Genomic DNA, 21,692 nt, shown 5'->3' on the forward strand with positions numbered 1-21,692 from the left:
GCCTATCTTTCCGCATGATGTCCCAGCGCAAGATCATTCACATCGACTGCGACTGCTTCTACGCCTCGATCGAGATGCGCGACGACCCCACGCTCGTCGGCAAGCCGGTGGCCGTCGGCGGCCAGCCGGACCGGCGCGGCGTGATCGCCACCTGCAACTACGAGGCGCGCAAGTTCGGCGTGCGCTCGGCTATGGCGTCGAGCCGCGCGGTCAAGCTGTGCCCGCCGCTGATCCTGCTGCCGCCACGCTTCGAGCAGTACCGCGAGGCCTCGTGCCAGATCCATCGCATCTACGAGCGCTATACCGACAAGATCGAGCCGCTGTCGCTCGACGAAGCCTATCTCGACGTCACCGGCTTGCCGCACTGCCAGGGCAGCGCCACGCGGATCGCCCAGGCGATCCGCGAGCAGATTCGCGCCGAGGTCGGTATTACGGCGTCGGCCGGCATTGCGCCCAACAAGTTCATCGCCAAGATCGCCTCGGACTGGAACAAGCCCAACGGCCAGTTCGTGGTGAAGCCCGCGATGGTGGACGAATTCGTGCGCGTGCTGCCGGTGGGCAAGTTGTTCGGCGTGGGCAAGGTCACCGAGGCGCGCATGCACAAGCTCGGCCTGTTTACCTGCGAGGATGTGCGCGGCCTGACGCCGGCTGAGCTGAGCCACCACTTCGGCAGTTTCGGCGAGCGGCTGTGGCAGCTCGCGCACGGCATCGACCACCGCGAGGTAGAGTCGGACAGCCGGCGCAAATCGTTGTCGGTCGAGAACACCTATGTCGATGATCTGCCCACCGCTGCGGCCTGCTGCGCCGAGCTGCCGGCGCTCTACGACGATATGGTGCGGCGGCTGGCGCGGGTCGATGCCAGCTACCGCATCAGCAAGGCGTATTTCAAGATGAAGTTCGCCGATTTCACCCAGACCACGATGGAGTGCCCGCTGCTCGAGCCCACGCTGGCCATCTACGAGCAGTTGTGCGAGCGCTGTTTCGAGCGGGGTGGCAAGCCCGTCAGGCTGCTGGGGGTGGGCGTGCGCCTGGTGGACCGCGAGCCGGAGCTGCAGCCCTCGCTGTTCTGAGCGGCCTGACCCCAGGCCATTGCGCCGGCCGAATGGCGCCGGCTTGCATGCCTATAATGGCATTACTCTCCACTTCGGGCCTTTTCATGGCGCCTCACCGCTCGCATCTCGCCTCCTTGCGCTTCAACCTCGCCCTGCTGTTGGTCTGCATTGCGGTGCTGCTGCTGTCGGCCGCCGCCTGGCTGGTGTGGCGCAATCTGGTCGATACCCGTGCCGTGGCGCTGGAGCAGGATGCGGTGCTGGCGCGCGCGCTCGACGAGCACATCTCGGGTGTATTCGCCACCCTCGCCGCTTCTACCGAGCGGGTCGTGCAGAGCCCGCTGCTGCGCGAGCACATGGCCGATACGCCGGAGGCCTCGCTGCACATGTTGCTGGCCGAGGTGTCGCAGAGCCTGCCGCAGGTGAAGCGCATCGCGCTGTACAACGAGCGCGGCGTGGGCATTGCGCATTCGCAGGAGTTTCCGTTCAAGCGCATCAACGTCTACGACCGCGAATATTTCCGTTACCACATGGCGAACCCAGGCCAGGGGCTGTTCGTCAGCAAGCCGGTATCGAGCCGCGTCGACAATGCTGCCATCCTACCCGTCTCGCGCCGCATCGATCACCGCGACGGCAGTTTCGCCGGGGTGCTGGTGATCGTGTTCGACTATTCCTACCTGCAGCGCTTCTACCAGGCGCTCGAACTCGATGGCGACCGCACGGTGATGCTGCTGCGCAACGATGCGGAAATCCTGCTGCGCTATCCGCAGGGCGGTTTCGAGCCCGATCGTGGCCACCAGGCCGTGTCGTCGCTGTTCGACCCGGCCATGGCCAAGGTGCGTGACGGCATGGTCGAAGAGCCGCTGGCGGGGGATGGGCCGGTCAACCTGCTGAGCTTCCGGCGCACCGCCGGCCTGCCGCTGATCGTCACCGTCGGCATCGACAAGGACAGGCTGCTCGGTGGCTGGCGCGGCTACCTGTACGGCATGCTGCTGGTGGCCATGCTGCTGGTGGGCGTGCTGGCGGCGATCTGGCGGCTGCTGTCGCACCAGATCGAGCGCCTGGCGCGCACCGAGCAGCAATTGCTGCGCATCCAGTTCGTGGTCGACAACAGCGCCGACATGCTGTTCTGGGTCGATGGCGATGGCCGCTTCCGTTACGTCAACGACAGCGCCTGCCAGCGCCTGGGCTATACGCGCGAGCAATTGCTGGGCATGTCGGTGCCCGACATCGACCCGAACTACCCGCTCGCTGCCCATCTGCAACTGTTCCAGCGGCTGCGGCGCACACACTCGGACCGCCTCGATTCGGTGCTGCAGGCGCGTGACGGCACGCATTTTCCGGTCGAGATCGTGCTGTCCTATTTCCAGCTCGACGAGCAGGAGTTGCTAAGTGCCTCGATACGCGACATGAGCGAGCGCGTCAGCGCGCAGATCGAGCTCAGCCGGCTGTCCGAGCGCCTGCGCCTGGCGCAGCGCGCGGTGCACATGGGGGTGTGGAACTGGGATATCGCCACCGGCCGGATCGAGTGGGACGAGGTGCAGCGCTGCATCTACGGCAGCGAGGCCGGCCAGTTCGGCGGCACGTTCGAGCACTGGCGCGAGCTGATCCACCCGTCCGACCGGCCGCGTTTCGATGCCGAGCTGCAAGGCGTGCTGCGTGGCGACCTGGGGCTCGACATCCAGTTCCGTGTCGTGCGGCCCAACGGCCAGGTCCGCTTCCTGCGCGCCTATGGCCAGCTGGAGCGCGATGACCGGGGCCAGCCGCTACGTCTGGTCGGCATCAATCTCGACGTTACCGAACATCGGCGCGCCGAAACGCTGGTCGAGAACATGATGCGCCTGACGGCCTCCGCCGTCGGCGACAGCTTTTTCCGCTCGCTGGTGATCGAGCTGTGCGGTGCGCTGGGCGTGCGGTATGCACTGGTGGCCGAGCTGGCGCCACGTGGCGAGCCCAGGTCGGCTATCACCGTGGCGCTCTGCTCCCGCGGTGAGATCGTGGACGGCGTGGAGTGGGAGCTCGACGGCACGCCCAGCGGCGACGTCTGCAGCCGAGGCGTGTGCGTGATCGCGCAAGGCGCGACCGGGCTCTACCCGCAAGACGAGAAGCTGAAGTGCAGCGCGATCGAGAGCTACGTCGGCGTGTTGCTCAAGGGCGCCCACGACGAGCCCAATGGCCTGCTGGTGGTGATGCACGACAAGCCGATCCCCGATATCGAGCAGGCGCGTACCTTGCTGACCATCCTCGCCACGCGCGCGGGGGCCGAGCTCGAACGGCGCCAGGCCGAGGTGGCGCTGCGTGCGGAAAAACTGTACTCGGAGCAGATCCTCTTCAACTCGCCAGCGATCATCTGCAATATGGCGCCGGATGGCCGCATCCTGCGCATCAACCAGGCTTTCCAGGCGATCACCGGCTTCGTGCCGCAGGATGCCATCGGCCGCAACTGGGTCGAGGTGTTCGCACCCGGTGGCCGCAGCCAGCCGGGTGAGCGCTTCCTGCTCGACACCAGCAGCTTGGGCGCGAGCGAGCTCGAGCTGACGATGCGCACTCGCAGCGGCGAGCTGCGCTCGCTGATGTGGAAGACGGCCGCGCGGGCGGGCACCTCGGGCAAGATTGACGAGATCATCGCGGTCGGCGTCGATTCCACCGCGCGCAAGTCGGCTGAGGCCGAAATCCGCAAGCTCAATGCCGAGCTCGAACAGCGCGTGGTCGACCGGACTGCCGAGCTGCAGGCGACGATCAAGGAGCTCGAATCGTTCAGCTACTCGGTGTCGCACGACCTGCGCACGCCGCTGCGCAGCATTTCCGGCTTCAGCGCCATCCTGCGCGAAGAGTATTACGGCCAGCTCGACCAGGAGGGGCGCGACTATCTGAACCGCATCGCCGCTTCCACCGAGCGCCTGTCGCAGCTGATCGACGATATGCTCAACCTGTCGCGCGTCTCGCGCCAGAGCTTCCAGCCGCGCCAGATCGATCTCGCGCCGATGGCGGGGCGCATCATTGCCGACCTGCGCTTTGGCGACCCGCAGCGGCAGGTGGCATTTGCCTGCCCGCCGCACCTGCCGGCCTGGGGCGACGAGCGCCTGGTGCTGATCGTGCTGGAAAACCTGCTGCGCAATGCCTGGAAATTCACCAACAAGCAGCCTGAGGCGCAGATCGAGCTGGGCATGGCCGAGCGCGCCGGCAAGGCGGTGTACCTGGTGCGCGACAACGGCGCGGGCTTTGACATGCAATATGTCGAGAAGCTGTTCGGTGCGTTTCAGCGCCTGCACGACGGCAAGGATTTCGAAGGCACCGGCATCGGCCTCGCCATCGTCCAGCGCATCATCCATCGCCATGGCGGCGAGGTGTGGGCCGAGGGCGCCCTGGGCCGCGGCGCGACCTTCTTCTTCACCTTGCCGCGCGGGCCTGTGCTGCATGTGGACAGCCTGCCCGACACGGGCGGCGGCGACGACGCATCCATCTAAACATGACGCGACTATGACGGTTTGACTAAAATTTGGGCAGGCAAGAAAAAATGCTTGCCCATCCAAGGCTTTGACCGCTTCCTACCGGCTTGCGAACAGGCTTATCCACAGCAGCTGTGAATTGCGCGGCGCCGGCTCGCGCCTTACATTGACGGGCATGGACCGCACCGAACGCTTCTACAAGATCGACCAGCTGCTCAACGACCATCGTGTCGTGCCGGTCGCCACTTTTCTCGACCAGCTCGGTATCTCGCTCGCCACCTTCAAGCGCGACCTCGACTATCTGCGCGACCGCCTGCACGCACCCATCGTGTGGGACCGCGAGGCGCGCGGCTACCGTTTCGAACGCCAGCACGGCGGCGCGCGCTACGAGCTGCCAGGGCTGTGGTTCAATGCGCAGGAGATCCACGCACTGCTGACCATGCGCCAGTTGCTCGCCAGCCTCTCGCCCGGCCTGCTGTCGCAGCATGTCGAACCGCTGCTGGCGCGCCTGCAAAGCGTGCTGGCCGAAAGCCACGCGCCCGAGGAGATCGACCGGCGCATCCGCATCCTGCGCGCCAGCGCCCGCGCCATGCCGTATCGCCAGTTCGAGCTGGTGGCCACGGCCACCCTCAAACGCCGCCGGCTGGCGCTGTGCTATTACAACCGCAGCCGCGACGACGACACCGAGCGGCAGGTATCGCCGCAACGCCTCGTGCACTACCGCGACAACTGGTATCTCGACGCCTGGTGCCACTTGCGCGGCGGCCTGCGCAGCTTCGCGCTCGACGCCATCCGCAGCGCCAGCCCGAGCGACGAGGCCGCCCTCGACATCGCCGAGGCCGAGCTCGACCGCGTACTGGCTGCCGGCTACGGTATTTTCGGCGGCGCCGAGGTGCAATGGGCCGACCTGCTGTTCAGCGCCGAACGCGCGCGCTGGGTCGCCGCCGAGCATTGGCATCCCGGGCAGCAGGGCGCCTGGCAGGACGACGGCCGTTACCGCCTGCGGCTACCCTACAGCGACGACCGCGAGCTACTGATGGACATCCTGCGCTACGGTGCCGACGTCGAAGTGTTGGCCCCAGCCAACCTCAGACAACGACTGATCGACGCCGTGGCAGCGATGCAGCGCGTGTACGGCGGCGAAGACTGTTAGCCAGATTTTCGAGGCAGCGGAACAAAGAAACAAAGAAACAAAGAAACAACAGATAACAGTTCGACAGCACCAAACCCCCTCTCCCCTCGTGGGATGACCAGCGACCTGGTCGGCGTTCTTTGCCGGCCTGGTTGATTTGCCAGTTGCTGGATCAGAGGGCAGGCGAGGCGGCCGCCACAATCGGCAGCCGCATTCCCACTTCCCCCATTTCTCCCTCACACGATGACTACGATGACCAACCCTTGCCGGCTTGGCCGGCTGGTCTGTTGCCCGGCCTAAGGGGGGCGGAAGGCCACCCCATCCCGCCCACAGCTTTTTTCAATCACACTCTACACAGGCTCACGCCATGAGCCACAGCACCCCGCATACTGTGCCCACACCCTGACCCAGGAGCCACAGCATGCACACCGCCCCCCGTTTCCGCCTCAGCGACTACGCCCGCATCCGCCTCGCCCAGAGCCGCCTGCCCATGTCCGCGCTGGAAAGCCTGCTGCTGCATGGCCGCAGCGAGCCCCAGCGCGATGGCGGCCAGCTCGTCATCCTCGACCGCGCGAGCCTGGGCCTGGTCGAGCAGCCCGAGCTGCGCGGCCAACTGCGCCGCTACCTGGGCACCTACGCCGTGCTCGGGCGTGACGGCGCGATCAACATCGTCGGCCGGCTGAACTGAAGGGGCACGCCATGGACATCGACAACCCGCTCGTCGTCGCCATCTCCTCGCGCGCCCTGTTCGACCTCGACGCCAGCCACGCCGTGTACGACAGCGCCGGTGTGGAAGCCTTCAGCCGCTACCAGATCGAGCACGAAGACGAAGCGCTGGCGCCCGGCGTCGCCTTCCCGCTGGTGAAAAAGCTGCTCGCGCTCAACGGCGACGGCGGCACCCGCGTCGAGATCGTGCTGGTATCGCGCAACAGCGGCGACAGCGGCCTGCGCGTGATGCACTCGATCCGCGAGCACGGGCTCGACATCGTGCGCGCCGTGTTCACCAACGGCGAGCCGCCCTACCGCTACATCCCGGCGCTCGGCGCCCAGCTGTTTCTCTCCGCCAACCCGGCCGACGTCCGCGCCGCGCTCGACGCCGGCCACGCCGCCGCCACCATCCTGCCATCGCAGCACAGCCCCAACGGCTCGGGTCAGCTGCGCCTCGCTTTCGACGGCGACGCCGTGCTGTTCTCCGACGAAGCCGAGCGCGTCTACCAGCAGCACGGCCTCGCCGCCTGGCAGCAACACGAACACCTGCACGCCGACAAGCCGCTGCCCGGCGGCCCGTTCAAGCCCTTCCTCGACCTGCTGGCCCACATCCAGCGCCAGTTCCCGGCCGACGCCAACCCCATCCGCACCGCCCTCGTCACCGCCCGCGGCGCCCCGGCCCACGAGCGTGTGATCAAGACGCTGAGAAGCTGGAACGTGCGCATCGACGAAGCCCTGTTCCTCGGCGGCCGCCCCAAGGGCCCCTTCCTCGCCGCCTTCGGCGCCGACCTGTTCTTCGACGACCAGATGCACAACTGCGCCACCGCCTGCGAGCACGTCCCGACGGGGCATGTGCCGAGTGGGGTGGTGAATGAGTGAGGGGCGGTCGGGTGGATCATAGACTGAAAATATATTTATGCGCATATCGATAGTTTCTGTTTGGTTGTGCCAATAATGATTGGCGTGGCAGTGGCTATGGGAAGGTGATTGCATGACACAAGCTGTTTTTCACTACTGGGGTAAGGCAAAACCGTTGATAGACGATGGAATTGCCTATCACCTACTGCCATACCACTCTCTGGACGTAGCTGCGGTTGCTGCCGCCTGGTGGGATGCCAGCCCAACCGTTGAACGCCTGTTTTGTACGCTGTGTGCTGGACAGGAATCACACATAGTGCGGGCATGGGTGCTCTTTTTTGTTGCAATGCACGACCTGGGCAAATTCGACATTCGATTCCAGGCTCAATCGAGCCAATCCGTGTTGTGCTGCCGAATAGACATGACCGAAGATTTGCTGAGTCGCGTTGGGGGAACGCATGAATACAACCATCGTCCTTTTAACCATGGGCCACGCGGTGCTTTTTGGTTTTTCAGCGAATATCAAAACTGGTTCGGTATTGTCGACAGTCGACGCCGATGTGCGCGGGCTTGGCAACCATGGGTTGCTGCCGTTACCGGGCATCACGGAGTGATTCCGGATGGAATTGCATCAGAGCAACGCCTAACCGTCCCGGTGGATCGCTCCTTGCTTGAATATGACCGTCAAGCCCGCCGCGATTGGATACTGGTGCTCGAGCAGCTGTTTCTTCAACCGGTAGGACTGGATCTACGTGCATTACCGCCAATAATGTCCGATGCAGATGTGGCGCTGTTGGCGGGATTTTGTTCGATCTGTGATTGGATCGGTTCCAATGAAGAAGACTTTCAGTACTGCTCACAGCCGTTAGATAGTACTAGCGATCTAGCAAACTATTTCAACAGTAGGCTTGAGCAGGTCTCCAAAGACCAATGTTTGGTCCGTTTTGGCCTCGTCCATGCAGTAAAGCCATATCAGGGAGTGGGGGCCCTGCTTGCTGCTAACCGTTTACCTCGGCAGGTGCAAACCTTGGTCGACGAATTACCTCTGAGTTGCGGCCTCACCTTGGTCGAAGCACCGACTGGCTCGGGTAAAACAGAAGCGGCGCTGGCTTATGCTTGGCGATTGCTGTCGGCTGGGCTAGCGGAAGGGGTCATATTCGCCCTGCCTACTCAGGCAACCGCAAACGCAATGCTGGCGCGTTTGACCATTCTTGCCGATCACCTTTTTGAGGATGGGGCCAATGTCGTTCTGGCGCATGGAAAGGCGAAGTATCACAGTGGATTTCAGCGCCTCAAGGAAATAGGCTACCAAGCGAGTTTGCAGGCAGATGACGATATCCGTGTGCAGTGTGTCGAGTGGCTGGCCCAGAGCCGTAAGCGGGTTTTCCTTGGGCAAATTGGTGTTTGCACCATCGATCAGGTGCTCTTGTCAGTGCTGCCATTCAAGCATCGTTTTGTGCGTGGATTCGGTCTGATGAAAAGCGTGCTGATTGTGGATGAGGTGCACGCCTACGACGCCTATATGTATGGCTTGCTTGAACGGGTATTGGCTGCACAGTGCAGGGTTGGGGCAAGCGCAATCTTGCTGTCAGCCACGCTGCCCTCTTCTCAGCGGGGTAAGCTTGCTGGTGCGTGGGGAGCGAAGCCTGAACTGGATGCTGAGGCGCCATACCCTTTAGTTACCTCCATCCAGCAGGATGGGGAATCGACTTCCTTTCAATTACAGGATCCTGCACAACAACCTCCTGAGCGAAAGGTACAGATCGAATGCCTGACGAAACAGGGGCTGCTCCCGGACGAAACCCTGCTAGCTCAAATTGTTGATGCGGTTAACGGCGGTGCGCATGTTGCCGTTGTTTGCAATCTGGTCGCAGACGCCCAGCGCGTTGCTCGCCAGCTGCGCTGCATGGCCCCAACGTGCCAGGTCGACTTGTTTCATGCGCGCTACCGGTTCTACGACCGAGCACAGATTGAACAGCAAGTATTGCAGACCTACGGCCCTGGAAATCGGTTGGGAGGTGGGCGTGTGCTCGTGGCGACCCAGGTCATCGAGCAGAGCCTTGATTTGGATGGGGACTGGCTCATTACGCAGCTATGTCCTGTGGACCTGTTATTTCAGCGTCTTGGACGTTTGCACCGGCATTTGCGTAGCACCAGGCCGAAAGGTTTTGAGCAACCTCATTGCACGGTGTTGATGCCCGTTGACTCTGACTACGGTGCGCACAAGGCCATCTATGGCAATACCCGTGTGTTATGGCGTACTCAACAGATGTTGCAAGGTCTTGATGGCTTGCCGCTATGCTTTCCATTCGCATACAGATCCTGGATCGAGCGAGTGTACCAAGAATCCCCATGGCTCGATGAACCTGCCGATATTTCAATGGGATATGACTGTTTTTACGGAGAGGAGCGGGCCAAGGCAAATAATGCGACGCACTGGTGCATGACTTCGATGAGCGAGTTTGCTGAAAGTGAGCAAGCGATTCGCGTCTTGACGCGAGATGGCGAGATGGCCCGCGCTGTTTTGCTGATAGATGAAGAGGGTAAGCCATTGGGTCTCGATCCTGCATTGGATCCGGACGAGGCACTCGACCTGGCCACCATCGGCGTTCCAAACAGTTGGCAGTCGTGCTTGCCACCCGCGGATGACGACGGCCGCCATCGCCTGACAGTTCGTGCAGACGGGGAGGGGTGGATGGGTTCCGTGGGTGAGGCTCGATTTCGCTACGACATGGAGTTCGGCCTGGAAATGAGTAGATCGGGCGATGCCGTCCAGGTATCGCCCGAGCAGTCCCCACAAGAGTGGGGAACAGGACCTGTGTAAGAGGCTTCCGCTTCCTGCAGTCGGTTCATCCCCATTTTGATGAGGATGAATAGATTTTAGCCGAGTCAGGAGTTATTGGCTACTCTTCCAACAGTCTTGAATAATTTATCGACTGGCGATAGTATCTGTCTGGCTCTGGTCGCTAATGGGCGGAACATCAAGCTGATCGAGGGGCTGTGGGAGGTGTGGGCAAGATAGAGCCATAGGGCTTGGTGTTGCTTGCGCTAGTGATCGTCATCATTGTGCGGGCGCTAATGGAGGCAAAAATTTAATGAAACTGCTTGTCGATCCGTTCATTCCTGTCGCTGATGGCCAGCGGCACACACTGGTAACCCTCCGGCATGTGCTTTGCACAGACAACCCATTCGAACTGGTGCTGCCTCGAGATGACATGGAGCTTGCCTGTCTGCAATTGATCATTTGTTTGGTGCAGGCGATCTTCCCTCCGAGGGATGTCGATTCGTGGTGGGATCGGCTTGATTCACCAATGGATGAGGTGGAGTTTGATGCCGGTATCGCTCCCTATCTCGATTGGTTTGATCTTGATCATCCGACGCAGCCGTTCATGCAGGCCCGAGGTGTCAAGGCCGGTGAACCCACTCCGGTACAAAAACTGCTGGTGGGGCTGCCTGAGGGCAATAACCACGCTTTCTTCAACGACGCAGGGGAGGTCACCCATTTGTCGCCTCCTGCCGCTGCCATTGCGCTATTCAATCAAGCCAGCTGCGCGCCAAATTTTGGTGGCGGGTTCAAGGGGGCATTACGTGGTGTTCCCATCACCACGCTTATTGCAGGGGAGCATCTGCGCGATACGGTGTGGCGAAATGTGCTGCATGAAGAGAGTTTACGAAAGCTGCTGCCGGCCTACGATGAGACTCGTGCTCAGCCACCGGTCTGGGTGAAGCCGATTCAGCCTGCCGAGCGGATTCATGCAACATCGATAGGATTGTTGCGCGGGCTGTTCTGGCAACCGGCTCGTGTCGAATTGATGTTTTCGGCCTTCGCAGCTGAGTGTGGCTTGCTTGATGGCCCGCCACAGCGGGGGTACGCCGGGTTCAACAAGGAAAAGTTCGTCTTTGATGTCCAGGGCTTGTGGCCTCATCCACATAGCCCGAGTGAATTCGAGATCAAGAAAAACGAGAAGACCGAGCGTTGCCTTGCTTTTACAACGATTGCGCCTGCCTGGACACAATGCAGCCGTTTCCTGTTTGAACATCCTAGTCCCAAAGAAGGGTCGTCTGCCGCGGCGGTTGTGCGGCAGTGGCGGTCGTGTAGTGGAGCGCCGCTACGCCTGATTGTTGGCGGATACCGTAACAAGCAGGCATCGGTTATCGAGAGACGGCATGAACTCTTCTCGATTGCAGCTGGCTGGAGTAGCGCAGAAGGTGGGGGGCGTATCGAAAGAACAATTCAACGTGCGCTCGACTACAAGAAATTGCTCCGCGGCAAATTGTACCGAGTTGTAAAAGGCGACCGCGATAAGCACTTGCGCGGGGTTGGGGGCGCGTTGCAGGAGATTGGAGAGGAGCGGTTTTACCATCGCACTGAGCCGCTCATACACCGCAACCTATCTGAGCCCATTGTTGTAGACGAGTTTGCTGACTTTCTACTGTTCAACAAAGCACTTGGGACGATTTGCCGAAACCTGTTCGATGAAATGACCGAGCCTTATACGCGTGATCCTATATTGCTGCGTACGGTCGCCTTGGCGCGCGTCAGCTTGAATAATGATCTCAAACCTCTGGAGGAAGGCCAATGAGCGGTATCGACTTTATCGCCTTGCATGACCGGTATCAGGCGCTAGCCAAGGCGGACGGTGGGTTCCGTTCCCAATTGGGCAAGCGCATCGGCCATCCGGATGACCTTTATGATAGGCCGGCCTTTTACCAGTTGTTTGCAGGTTACAGGGAGCTGCCGAAATGGGCTGCCCGTGTCGCGTTCATGTTGCCGTGTTGCCGGCATGCTACCGACGCAAAACCTTTGGGGGCGCAATTGGCGGCGGCGAAAGTAGGGGAGGCTCGGGTCATGCAGGTTGCGCGGGCTGGTGCACCAAACGACTTGATCCAATTGCGCCGACTGCTGATGCGTATCGAACCGACCGTCAATTGGGCGGAGTTTGGCTGGACGCTGGTGGGGTGGGAAACCCCGGATAAGAAGCGACAGTTGATTGCCGATTTTTTTATTGGCCAATCCATTCAAACCAAATAAAGGGGAATCACCATGTCCAAGAACTTCGTCAATTTCCACGTCCTCATCTCGCATAGTCCTTCGTGCTTAAATCGCGACGACATGAACATGCAGAAGAGTGCTGTGTTCGGCGGTGCCCGTCGAGTGCGCGTATCCAGCCAGAGCTTGAAAAGAGCCATGCGCACCAGTGATTACTACCAACAGTATTTAGGGGAACGTTCGATCCGTACTCGTGAGCTTGGCCGCTTGCAAGGCTCATTGGAGAGGGCGTTGCATGAACGCTTTGATGCGAAGCTTGTTGAACGGACGCTGTCGCTGGTGAGTGGCAAGGAGGGCATCGCCGCCGATACACGAGCCGATGCCGTTGCGCCTTGGTCTGTCGAAGAGTTCGCGAAGTTGTGTGAATTGGTAAAACGCGCAGATGCTGAGGGGCTGGATTCGAAGAAAACCGAGAAGCTGGTTGCCAATGAGGCGTTGGTAATCAAACAGGCGATGGCACGGAATGTCGATATCGCGCTGTCTGGTCGCATGGCGACCAGTGGCCTCATGGGCAGTGTAGATGGCGCGATGGCGATGGCCCACTCGATTACGACGCATGCCGTTGATACCGATATTGATTGGTTTACCGCTGTTGACGACCTGATTGCTGATGCCGGTGAGGTTGGTGCTGGCCACCTTGATACACAGGAGTTCTCCTCTGGGGTGTTCTACCGTTATGCCAGTTTGAATCTACCCCAGCTTCAATTGAACCTTGGGGGGGCGGGCAGGGAGCGTGCGCTCGAAATCGCGGCTCACTTGCTGCACATGATGGCCACTGTCGTACCGACGGCGAAGCAGCAATCCTTTGCCGCCCACAACTTGGCTGACTTTGCGCTGGTTACCTTGGCTGATCAGCCCATTTCTTTGGCAAATGCATTCGAAGCGCCAGTCAAAGCCGCTCGAGAGGGTGGCTATCTGGCTCCCTCAATCAGCAAACTGACTGAATACTGGCAGGGGATTCATCAGGGGTATGGCCTGGATGAGTATGCCGCCGTATTCCAGCTGCGAGAGCAACTGGATGAGGTGAAAACCTTCAACAAGCTGCCTCAACTGGAGGCGTGGTTGTTGGCTGACGGGCAAGTGTAAGGGAGCCAAGATGGCCGACTATCTGATACTTAAGCTTGATGGCGTGATGCAGTCCTGGGGTGACCACACGTACGAGGATTTCCGACCGACTGTTGGCTTCCCTACGCGATCCGGATTGGTGGGCCTGCTTGCGGCATGTCTTGGCATAGATCGATCAGCAAGCGACGAGCTTACCGTGCTCAACCGTGATCTCGAGTTCGCAGTGCGTGCCGAAGCGCGCAGGAGGGCTGATGCCGTCGGTGTGGTGCATTCTGCACCGGTAGTGCGAATTACCGATTTCCACACCGTTATGGATGCCCGAAAGGTGGATGGTTCATCGAGAGAGTTTCCTGTGGTATCCAAACGTCAATACCTTTGCGACGCTGTATTTACTGTGGCACTTCGGCCGCGCCATGGCTCGACTTGGTCGCTCGATCAGATTGAAGCTGCGGTAAAACGGCCAGTCTATACGCCCAGCCTTGGCCGACGGGCCTGCGCTCTGTCTAGGCCTCTGTTTGAAGGGCGTGTCGAGGCCGCCGATGCACTGATCGCCCTGGCTCAAGTTGGCCCAGAGGAGGCAATCGGCGACGTGGTCTACGCAGACGCAGACGCGGGAAGTGCCGGCCCAATATTGAGGTTACGGGACGATCCCATATTTGGCCGGCGGCGCCAATTTGCCAATCGGCCGGTACTGGTGTTGGGTACAGGGAGTGGCCATGTATCTGAGTAAGGTGTTTCTCGATTGGGAGGTCAGCCGTAACCCCTACGATTGGCATCGAGCGCTATGGCGCTTGTTTCCGGATAGGGACGGCGAGGCACGTGATTTTCTTTATCGTGTCGAGCAGATGCAGGTGGGGCAAGGTGTGTGGATTCTAATGCTGTCCGCGATGAAGCCTCAAAGGGAGTCTAAAGGTGTGCGCCTGATTGCGGAGGCCAAGTCTGTCGATTGGCTTGACCTTCCTGACGGTATTGCATTGCGTTTCAAATTGACGGCAAATCCCACCAAAAAGATTCGTGATAGAGAACATCCTGAGCGCGCTTTACGTGTGCCCCTGATTCGTGAAGATGAACAAATTGCTTGGCTTGAACGCAAGCTGGAGGGGGCAGCCAGCTTGGAGTCAGTCATTGTCACATCCAATCCCCCCGTGTTTTTCCGCAAGGGCGGGAGCGCCGGTAAGGTGGCAACCGTCACGTTCCAAGGGGTATTGCAGATCATATCCAGCGAGGCAGTTGCCCGCTTGATGGAAGGTGGCTTGGGCTCGGCAAAGTCTTTTGGATGCGGGTTGCTGAGTTTGGCGCGCGTTTGATGCTTCCGCCTCTTAAGCCTATTCCCATCAAAGAACGCCTTTCCATCCTGTTCATCGAGCGCTGCCAGCTCGATGTGCTTGACGGTGCATTTATCTGCGTCGACAAGACTGGTGTGAGGACCCATGTGCCGGTTGGCGGCGTGGCTTGTCTGCTGCTGGAGCCCGGTGTCCGGGTGTCTCATTCGGCCTGCGCACTGGCGGCGCGAGTTGGCACCTTGCTGGTTTGGGTAGGGGAGGCCGGCGTACGCCTATATTCGGCGGGACAACCCGGCGGGGCGCGTTCCGACCGGTTGTTGTATCAGGCAAGGCTGGCGCTGGATGATGACGCACGCTTGAAGGTCGTGCGGGAAATGTACCGCCGGCGCTTCAACGAGGAGCCGCCTCAACGTCGCTCGATCGAGCAACTGCGCGGCATCGAGGGGGCCAGGGTGAGGGCGACGTATCAGCTGCTTGCCAAGCAATACGGCGTGGAATGGCGTGCACGCAATTACGACCAGCAGGATTGGGATGCAGCGGACATCCCCAATCGCTGCCTTTCCGCTGCAACGGCCTGCCTCTACGGCGTTACAGAAGCCGCTGTGTTGGCCGCCGGCTATGCGCCTGCCGTGGGTTTTATCCATTCAGGCAAGCCGCTGTCCTTCGTCTACGATGTGGCCGACCTCTACAAGTTCGAGACAGTCGTGCCGGCGGCCTTTGCTGTCGCAGCCAAGCCTGTGGCCCAGCCAGAGCGCGCGGTGCGCCTCAAATGTCGTGACCTGTTTCGCCAGACCCGCCTTTTGGAGCGGATCATTCCAGACATAGAAGAAATCCTGGCTGCGGGTGGCCTCACACCTCCTGAACCTGCAGAGGAGGCTATCCCGCCGGCCATCCCCAACCCGGAGAGTCTCGGCGATGCTGGTCATCGTGCTTGAAAACGCCCCGCCGCGGCTACGTGGTCGGCTTGCCATCTGGCTCTTGGAAATCCGTGCGGGCGTTTATGTCGGTAACTATTCCCGACGAGTCCGCGAACATATCTGGCAGCAAGTGGAGCAGGGCATCGAGGACGGTAATGCGGTCATGGCCTGGCGTGCCAATAACGAGGCGGGATTCGATTTCGTCACATTGGGCACCAATCGACGCATTCCCATCGAGCTGGATGGGGCTAAGTTGGTGTCTTTTCTCCCCTCGGAAGACCATACCGATCTTTAACAAAATGGATGAAATTGGGCGGGTGTTAGGCGCCTGAAGTTTGGTGGTTTTGTCGGTGTTGGAATTTTTGCATTAGATCAAATACTTATTTTTGGTCTGTTCCCCACGCCCGTGGGGATGAACCGCCGTTTGATAGCGTCAATCTTGACGAAGAAACCTGTTCCCCACGCCCGTGGGGATGAACCGTCAGCGTATTCGTATCGGTCGAATCGGCCTGACTGTTCCCCACGCCCGTGGGGATGAACCGTGGTATAAAAGTACGCTATCGCAACTACGGAACTGTTCCCCACGCCCGTGGGGATGAACCAGCGCGAAGTTCGCCGCGTTTGAATGCTGCAATCTGTTCCCCACGCCCGTGGGGATGAACCGCTGCATGGGGCGCACCGCAGGGCCAGCAGCAACTGTTCCCCACGCCCGTGGGGATGAACCGCCGCCAAACGCAACATTTCCTTCGCCGAGTTCCTGTTCCCCACGCCCGTGGGGATGAACCGGTCAGCGATGAACTCGCCACCAAACTCGTCCCCTGTTCCCCACGCCCGTGGGGATGAACCGTCTCTCTATGAAGAGCTGAGCCGCAAGCCGGACTGTTCCCCACGCCCGTGGGGATGAACCGGTGGCTCGCTCGAACGGCACCACCAAGGCGGCCTGTTCCCCACGCCCGTGGGGATGAACCGGCGCGTCGCGGCTTGTTGGCGGTATCGGCGGTCTGTTCCCCACGCCCGTGGGGATGAACCGCCGGCAGGCCGAATGCCACGCCGGCCACCCATCTGTTCCCCACGCCCGTGGGGATGAACCGCCGGCAGGCCGAATGCCACGCCGGCCACCCATCTGTTCCCCACGCCCGTGGGGATGAACCGCCAGTACTCACCCCGGCGATAGCCCCATTGCTCCTGTTCCCCACGCCCGTGGGGATGAACCGATGTTTGTCCAACTGAAACGCTCCAACAACGGCTGTTCCCCACGCCCGTGGGGATGAACCGAAGGAGAAACGGGATGAACAAGACCAACGAACCTGTTCCCCACGCCCGTGGGGATGAACCGAACTTGCAAGATGTGCGGCACATGTTGCGAAACCTGTTCCCCACGCCCGTGGGGATGAACCGACATTCTGCCAGCTCGAATTTGCGCGCGAGGTCTGTTCCCCACGCCCGTGGGGATGAACCGACATTCTGCCAGCTCGAATTTGCGCGCGAGGTCTGTTCCCCACGCCCGTGGGGATGAACCGCCGTTCTGGGATTGGGTAGCGAGCTGGGCGCGCTGTTCCCCACGCCCGTGGGGATGAACCGCCGGTGCATATCGTGCCTATATGGGATAGCAACTGTTCCCCACGCCCGTGGGGATGAACCGCAACCTGGGCAATTCTTGCGACTGTCGCCAAACTGTTCCCCACGCCCGTGGGGATGAACCGCCATCGATTGCCGGCTTCGGCATGAACTGGCACTGTTCCCCACGCCCGTGGGGATGAACCGAATCACGGCATTGAGGTCTAACCCAACTTGCTCTGTTCCCCACGCCCGTGGGGATGAACCGGCTGCGGCCACCATGGCCATCTTGTCCATGTGCTGTTCCCCACGCCCGTGGGGATGAACCGAACAGTTTCTTGCTGGCCCAGTCGGTGAATTTCTGTTCCCCACGCCCGTGGGGATGAACCGGGTAGGGCGGACATGATTGATTGGTGTCTGCACTGTTCCCCACGCCCGTGGGGATGAACCGGGAAGATTTAGGGATAGTGGGAAAAGTGCGAACTGTTCCCCACGCCCGTGGGGATGAACCGTCACATTTAGTGACTTGTCACTTTATGCGTAACTGTTCCCCACGCCCGTGGGGATGAACCGCGATCATAAATGCGGCGCATAGTTTCGCGCTGCTGTTCCCCACGCCCGTGGGGATGAACCACACTACTTGGCACCGACACGAATAGCGCGCCGCTGTTCCCCACGCCCGTGGGGATGAACCGGCGCATGGTGGCGATCAGGCCGGGGGTTGCGCCTGTTCCCCACGCCCGTGGGGATGAACCGATTTAACCGGCCCGGTTAATCGTGTTCAAACTCTGTTCCCCACGCCCGTGGGGATGAACCGTGGCCTGAGTTTGTGCTGACGCGGCAGCCTGCCTGTTCCCCACGCCCGTGGGGATGAACCGGGCATGCAGGCGTTGAAGCTCCTCAGTGGCGCCTGTTCCCCACGCCCGTGGGGATGAACCGGGAGCGGGCAACGTGGCGAGCGGCGTGGTTACCTGTTCCCCACGCCCGTGGGGATGAACCTCCCCCCTATCCGCCGCCTGCGCCGCCTCTACACTGTTCCCCACGCCCGTGGGGATGAACCGCGCGGCAACCTGCCGCTCCAATACTGCCACGCCTGTTCCCCACGCCCGTGGGGATGAACCGCCGGCCAGAACAGGCCGGCTTTTTTCACGTCACTGTTCCCCACGCCCGTGGGGATGAACCGTACGTCGAGAAATCGGCGGCACTCGCCACCAGCTGTTCCCCACGCCCGTGGGGATGAACCGTATGACGGGGCAACGCCACGCGACGCGCAGCACTGTTCCCCACGCCCGTGGGGATGAACCGACAGGCGCAAAAGGACTCGCAGAGCATTACCACTGTTCCCCACGCCCGTGGGGATGAACCGGCGCCGCTGGCCAGCGCGGCGCTAACCGGTGTCTGTTCCCCACGCCCGTGGGGATGAACCGGTTATTCGTAAGCAAAACGGCTTCTTGGTTTTCTGTTCCCCACGCCCGTGGGGATGAACCGATCGTGGGCCAGTACCAAGGCGGCCTCAAGCACTGTTCCCCACGCCCGTGGGGATGAACCGCAACTCGAAGCGCGACGAGAAGGTTTTACGAACTGTTCCCCACGCCCGTGGGGATGAACCGGCTTCGGCGGTCGGCTTCACGATTTCGCGCATCTGTTCCCCACGCCCGTGGGGATGAACCGAAGTGATAGTCGCCCACGACGAAGCGGTTAGACTGTTCCCCACGCCCGTGGGGATGAACCTCCCCCCTATCCGCCGCCTGCGCCGCCTCTACACTGTTCCCCACGCCCGTGGGGATGAACCTACATCGAGCGCGACATGTTGACCGGAGAGGTCCTGTTCCCCACGCCCGTGGGGATGAACCGGTGCGATGCGGGTAATCGTCGACCAGCAACATCTGTTCCCCACGCCCGTGGGGATGAACCGCTGCACCACGTCATTCTGCTGCCGGGCGACAACTGTTCCCCACGCCCGTGGGGATGAACCGGCTGGCTCGGGCATCGAGGCTGGCTCGGGCATCTGTTCCCCACGCCCGTGGGGATGAACCGTGCAGGCCGGGTGAGATGGGGGGCTATGTCAACTGTTCCCCACGCCCGTGGGGATGAACCGACCAAAAAAAGGCGGGCGGAGATGGAACGAAACTGTTCCCCACGCCCGTGGGGATGAACCGACCTGCTACGCTCGATCATTTCCGCCGCCATTCTGTTCCCCACGCCCGTGGGGATGAACCGACTTGTTCAGCCGGTCGGCTGCGCTGTCGCCCTGTTCCCCACGCCCGTGGGGATGAACCGGGGTTGAATCATGGCATGGACTAAGCGCGAATCTGTTCCCCACGCCCGTGGGGATGAACCAGCGCCGCTTCTTCGAACGCAGCCGCCATAGCACTGTTCCCCACGCCCGTGGGGATGAACCGCATGGCTCGACGCGGAAATCACCCGCCTGACCCTGTTCCCCACGCCCGTGGGGATGAACCGTTCTATCGAACACAAATAAATAACATTGTTGCCTGTTCCCCACGCCCGTGGGGATGAACCGAAAGGAAAAGCGCGATGCAGCCCGAACAAGACCTGTTCCCCACGCCCGTGGGGATGAACCGATTGTTACCAATGCGCGCGCCGGGCAATCGTTCTGTTCCCCACGCCCGTGGGGATGAACCGTCGGTTAAACGATTCGACGCCGGTTATATCGTCTGTTCCCCACGCCCGTGGGGATGAACCGTCGGCATCGGTTGTGGTGTTGTTGATTTGGACCTGTTCCCCACGCCCGTGGGGATGAACCGTCGAGGATTTTATTAGGAAATCCCTGCACTAACTGTTCCCCACGCCCGTGGGGATGAACCGATATCGGCGCAGGCGTCGCCGCCCGCATCAACCTGTTCCCCACGCCCGTGGGGATGAACCGCATCTGCGCTGACGCAGAGTGAGGCAGCAGCCCTGTTCCCCACGCCCGTGGGGATGAACCGGGCGATGTTGAGGGTACTACGTATGACAATACCTGTTCCCCACGCCCGTGGGGATGAACCGGCCGCTGGCTTCATGTTCGTTGCCGGTCTGATCTGTTCCCCACGCCCGTGGGGATGAACCAGTCGAATTTAAATCGGTTGATCGTGTAATTCCCTGTTCCCCACGCCCGTGGGGATGAACCGGCCATACGCGCGCCTTCAACATCATCGAACTGCTGTTCCCCACGCCCGTGGGGATGAACCGCTGTTCGCCCGAGTCAAAGCGGAGCGCGACACCTGTTCCCCACGCCCGTGGGGATGAACCGGATTTCCGTGCCATCGAACCATCGCATCGGGCCTGTTCCCCACGCCCGTGGGGATGAACCGTCATGCGTCTGGTTATCCTTGCCGGTCAGCAGCTGTTCCCCACGCCCGTGGGGATGAACCGGCGGTTGTGGAGACCTTGGTACTGTCGTCGAACTGTTCCCCACGCCCGTGGGGATGAACCGTAGGGGACGCCGGCCTCGGTGTCGAGGAACCACCTGTTCCCCACGCCCGTGGGGATGAACCGGATTACCTCTTTGCCGGGATGGGTTGGTCGAGCTGTTCCCCACGCCCGTGGGGATGAACCAGATTCTTTCGAGTCCGACTTTCCCTGCGCGCACTGTTCCCCACGCCCGTGGGGATGAACCAGCCGCGCTCCGGCTCGACCTGGTAGATATGGTCTGTTCCCCACGCCCGTGGGGATGAACCGGCGTGAATAACGGCCTGCTGGCCCCTGGCATGCTGTTCCCCACGCCCGTGGGGATGAACCGCGATCTCGTTCGCCAGCTTCATGATGAGCATCCTGTTCCCCACGCCCGTGGGGATGAACCGATAGGGATTCTGGCGAATTCCTGTATCCGAGCCTGTTCCCCACGCCCGTGGGGATGAACCTCCTTGACACGGCGAACCTGCCAATATCAAATCCTGTTCCCCACGCCCGTGGGGATGAACCGCGTTTTGATAACGGGGATATTGGCGTTGATAACTGTTCCCCACGCCCGTGGGGATGAACCGCTAACCGGTCGGGCCGGGCGCTCCAATTCTGGACTGTTCCCCACGCCCGTGGGGATGAACCGGCCGGGCTGCGCATGTTCCCGGCCGACCGCACCCTGTTCCCCACGCCCGTGGGGATGAACCGACGCCCCATCATAAAAATATTGACCTTTGGCACTGTTCCCCACGCCCGTGGGGATGAACCGCAATAGTCCAAATATACCGGCCAAATTGACGCCTGTTCCCCACGCCCGTGGGGATGAACCGAATTCAACAAGCTCAAACACAATACATTTCCGCTGTTCCCCACGCCCGTGGGGATGAACCGAACGCGTCGTTGATGGGCTTCTGCACTAATCGCTGTTCCCCACGCCCGTGGGGATGAACCGTCTTGATGCTCACTTGGCAACGCTCACGCGAACTGTTCCCCACGCCCGTGGGGATGAACCGCAGATTTGAACGATCATTTTTTCAGCCCTGCTCTGTTCCCCACGCCCGTGGGGATGAACCGCATTCGCTTTGGGCGCGTATTCCTACCATTGTCTGTTCCCCACGCCCGTGGGGATGAACCGGACGGCGGTCACTGCTTCGAGTTTATGAGCCGCCTGTTCCCCACGCCCGTGGGGATGAACCGTTCGTCGCCAAGGCCCGTGAGC

The 21,692-nt window shown here is 61.1% G+C and carries 13 protein-coding genes and 1 CRISPR repeat array (1 of these 14 cut by a window edge); all 13 genes read left to right on the forward strand.

Going from position 1 to position 21,692, the window contains the following annotated elements; all coding sequences use genetic code 11:
* Positions 1 to 17: 17 nt before the first annotated feature.
* On the forward strand, positions 18 to 1,070 hold the full coding sequence (gene dinB, locus ABWL39_RS00665) for a DNA polymerase IV (protein WP_367786904.1): 1,053 nt from the start codon (positions 18 to 20) through the stop codon (positions 1,068 to 1,070).
* 86 nt (positions 1,071 to 1,156) lie between these two features.
* On the forward strand, positions 1,157 to 4,516 hold the full coding sequence (locus ABWL39_RS00670) for a PAS domain S-box protein (protein ID WP_367786231.1): 3,360 nt from the start codon (positions 1,157 to 1,159) through the stop codon (positions 4,514 to 4,516).
* Between the two features lie 157 nt (positions 4,517 to 4,673).
* Positions 4,674 to 5,651 carry a helix-turn-helix transcriptional regulator gene (locus ABWL39_RS00675; protein WP_367786232.1) on the forward strand — a complete coding sequence of 326 codons (978 nt, stop codon included), beginning with the start codon at positions 4,674 to 4,676 and terminating at the stop codon, positions 5,649 to 5,651.
* 400 nt (positions 5,652 to 6,051) lie between these two features.
* Positions 6,052 to 6,318, forward strand: coding sequence for a hypothetical protein (locus ABWL39_RS00680; RefSeq protein WP_367786234.1), 267 nt, complete (start codon positions 6,052 to 6,054; stop codon positions 6,316 to 6,318).
* Positions 6,319 to 6,329: 11 nt separating this feature from the next.
* Complete coding sequence (locus ABWL39_RS00685; RefSeq protein WP_367786236.1) at positions 6,330 to 7,217, forward strand: 5'-nucleotidase; 888 nt, start codon at positions 6,330 to 6,332, stop codon at positions 7,215 to 7,217.
* Positions 7,218 to 7,329: 112 nt separating this feature from the next.
* The gene (cas3, locus tag ABWL39_RS00690) at positions 7,330 to 10,020 is read left to right on the forward strand and encodes a CRISPR-associated helicase/endonuclease Cas3 (protein WP_367786237.1); all 2,691 of its coding nucleotides are present in this window, start codon (positions 7,330 to 7,332) and stop codon (positions 10,018 to 10,020) included.
* Positions 10,021 to 10,291: 271 nt separating this feature from the next.
* A complete protein-coding gene (gene casA / locus ABWL39_RS00695) occupies positions 10,292 to 11,779 on the forward strand; it encodes a type I-E CRISPR-associated protein Cse1/CasA (RefSeq protein WP_367786239.1) in 1,488 nt (495 codons plus the stop codon).
* The gene (gene casB / locus ABWL39_RS00700) at positions 11,776 to 12,228 is read left to right on the forward strand and encodes a type I-E CRISPR-associated protein Cse2/CasB (RefSeq protein ID WP_367786241.1); all 453 of its coding nucleotides are present in this window, start codon (positions 11,776 to 11,778) and stop codon (positions 12,226 to 12,228) included. The genes casA and casB overlap by 4 nt, the downstream gene beginning before the upstream one ends.
* 12 nt (positions 12,229 to 12,240) lie before the next feature.
* Positions 12,241 to 13,332, forward strand: coding sequence for a type I-E CRISPR-associated protein Cas7/Cse4/CasC (cas7e, locus tag ABWL39_RS00705; RefSeq protein ID WP_367786243.1), 1,092 nt, complete (start codon positions 12,241 to 12,243; stop codon positions 13,330 to 13,332).
* Between the two features lie 10 nt (positions 13,333 to 13,342).
* Positions 13,343 to 14,041 (forward strand): type I-E CRISPR-associated protein Cas5/CasD, encoded by a 699-nt coding sequence (gene cas5e, locus ABWL39_RS00710; RefSeq protein WP_367786244.1) that lies wholly within the window; start codon positions 13,343 to 13,345, stop codon positions 14,039 to 14,041.
* The gene (cas6e, locus tag ABWL39_RS00715; protein WP_367786246.1) at positions 14,028 to 14,618 is read left to right on the forward strand and encodes a type I-E CRISPR-associated protein Cas6/Cse3/CasE; all 591 of its coding nucleotides are present in this window, start codon (positions 14,028 to 14,030) and stop codon (positions 14,616 to 14,618) included. The genes cas5e and cas6e overlap by 14 nt, the downstream gene beginning before the upstream one ends.
* Positions 14,618 to 15,529: a type I-E CRISPR-associated endonuclease Cas1e gene (cas1e, locus tag ABWL39_RS00720; RefSeq protein ID WP_367786248.1), complete on the forward strand. Its 912-nt coding sequence runs from the start codon at positions 14,618 to 14,620 to the stop codon at positions 15,527 to 15,529. The genes cas6e and cas1e overlap by 1 nt, the downstream gene beginning before the upstream one ends.
* Positions 15,510 to 15,806 (forward strand): type I-E CRISPR-associated endoribonuclease Cas2e, encoded by a 297-nt coding sequence (gene cas2e, locus ABWL39_RS00725; protein WP_367786250.1) that lies wholly within the window; start codon positions 15,510 to 15,512, stop codon positions 15,804 to 15,806. Before cas1e ends, cas2e begins: the two co-directional genes overlap by 20 nt.
* A 96-nt stretch (positions 15,807 to 15,902) precedes the next feature.
* Positions 15,903 to 21,692: a CRISPR direct-repeat array (repeat unit 29 nt; unit sequence CTGTTCCCCACGCCCGTGGGGATGAACCG) (it continues 2,609 nt past the right edge of the window).

The organism is Chitinivorax sp. PXF-14 (assembly GCF_040812015.1).
Classification (GTDB): domain Bacteria; phylum Pseudomonadota; class Gammaproteobacteria; order Burkholderiales; family SCOH01; genus JBFNXJ01.

Bases quoted from the DNA above. Each gene is read 5' to 3' on its own strand.
- cas3 (WP_367786237.1), top strand. From the start codon at position 7,330: ATGACACAAGCTGTTTTTCACTACTGGGGTAAGGCAAAACCGTTGATA.
- cas6e (WP_367786246.1), top strand. From the start codon at position 14,028: ATGTATCTGAGTAAGGTGTTTCTCGATTGGGAGGTCAGCCGTAACCCC.
- cas5e (WP_367786244.1), top strand. From the start codon at position 13,343: ATGGCCGACTATCTGATACTTAAGCTTGATGGCGTGATGCAGTCCTGG.
- ABWL39_RS00685 (WP_367786236.1), top strand. From the start codon at position 6,330: ATGGACATCGACAACCCGCTCGTCGTCGCCATCTCCTCGCGCGCCCTG.
- cas1e (WP_367786248.1), top strand. From the start codon at position 14,618: ATGCTTCCGCCTCTTAAGCCTATTCCCATCAAAGAACGCCTTTCCATC.
- casA (WP_367786239.1), top strand. From the start codon at position 10,292: ATGAAACTGCTTGTCGATCCGTTCATTCCTGTCGCTGATGGCCAGCGG.
- casB (WP_367786241.1), top strand. From the start codon at position 11,776: ATGAGCGGTATCGACTTTATCGCCTTGCATGACCGGTATCAGGCGCTA.
- ABWL39_RS00680 (WP_367786234.1), top strand. From the start codon at position 6,052: ATGCACACCGCCCCCCGTTTCCGCCTCAGCGACTACGCCCGCATCCGC.
- cas7e (WP_367786243.1), top strand. From the start codon at position 12,241: ATGTCCAAGAACTTCGTCAATTTCCACGTCCTCATCTCGCATAGTCCT.
- ABWL39_RS00675 (WP_367786232.1), top strand. From the start codon at position 4,674: ATGGACCGCACCGAACGCTTCTACAAGATCGACCAGCTGCTCAACGAC.
- dinB (WP_367786904.1), top strand. From the start codon at position 18: ATGTCCCAGCGCAAGATCATTCACATCGACTGCGACTGCTTCTACGCC.
- cas2e (WP_367786250.1), top strand. From the start codon at position 15,510: ATGCTGGTCATCGTGCTTGAAAACGCCCCGCCGCGGCTACGTGGTCGG.
- ABWL39_RS00670 (WP_367786231.1), top strand. From the start codon at position 1,157: ATGGCGCCTCACCGCTCGCATCTCGCCTCCTTGCGCTTCAACCTCGCC.